This window comes from Malaciobacter halophilus (assembly GCF_002837275.1).
GTDB classification, from domain to species: Bacteria; Campylobacterota; Campylobacteria; order Campylobacterales; family Arcobacteraceae; genus Malaciobacter; species Malaciobacter halophilus.
Genome location: NZ_NXIF01000106.1, coordinates 1 through 892, shown reverse-complemented (window position 1 = coordinate 892; position 892 = coordinate 1). Strand labels below are relative to the sequence as shown.

2 protein-coding genes are annotated in these 892 nt (G+C 21.9%); both read left to right on the top strand.

Features of this window, described 5'->3' with window-relative positions; translation table 11 throughout:
- Positions 1 to 312: hypothetical protein (locus CP960_RS13925; RefSeq protein WP_196778346.1), on the top strand; the 312-nt coding region annotated here is incomplete at its 5' end.
- Positions 312 to 623, top strand: a complete 312-nt coding sequence (locus CP960_RS13630) for a hypothetical protein (RefSeq protein WP_101185994.1) — start codon at positions 312 to 314, stop codon at positions 621 to 623. The genes CP960_RS13925 and CP960_RS13630, both read left to right, overlap by 1 nt.
- Positions 624 to 892 lie beyond the last annotated feature (269 nt).

The window sequence follows — 892 nt, the reverse complement described above, 5'->3', positions numbered from 1 at the left end:
AATATTTCAAAAGAAAAATCACAACTGTTTTTATTTAATATTACTTGTTTTTCATTTGGTTCTAATGTTTCATTTAATGCCCTTGTTAGTGGTTATGTTTTTTCAGATACTAAATCAATTCATTCTAATTATACAACAAGTAATTATGTTAGTGTTTATTTGTCAAAAGATGGGTATTTAGTATTAAAAATTAATTCTTCTATTTCAAAATATTATTTTAGTTTAGTTGTTGATTTTTTTTATAATGGAGTTGGTAAGCTTATTACTAGCAAAGATATTATTGAATATAAATTACAAGAGGAGGATTTATAATGAAATATTTATATTTAGATATTGATAAAGATGAGCTTGTTTTCACTTCTTTAGTTAAAGAAGAAAATACAAAATTTTTTGTTGTTGAAGTTGAAGATACATTTAATACATTAAAAGAACACAATGATTTTTTTATTGATATGAAAGCAACTGAAATTTTAAGTATTTTAGATTATAGACAAAAAAGAAAAAGTGAATATCCAAAAATTGAAGAACAATTAGACATGTTATATAAAGATTTTAAAAATAATACTAATAAATGGGAATCTTTAATTACTGATATTAAAGAAAAATATCCTAAAAGCATTTAGTATGAATTATGAAATATTAAATTTATTAACAACTATTTTATTAGGAATAATAACAATTATCCTAGTACCTTTATTTAGATATGTAATAACAATAGAAATAAGATTGACTAAATTAGAAACTATAAATAATTTAAATTTTAAGAAACAAACGATTTGATTTATTTCATTTCGTTATGTTCGATTTGAAATATTAATGAAGTATTTTAATTGGTTGCGGAAACAAGATTTGAACTTGTGACCTTCGGGTTATGAGCCCGACGAGCTACCTG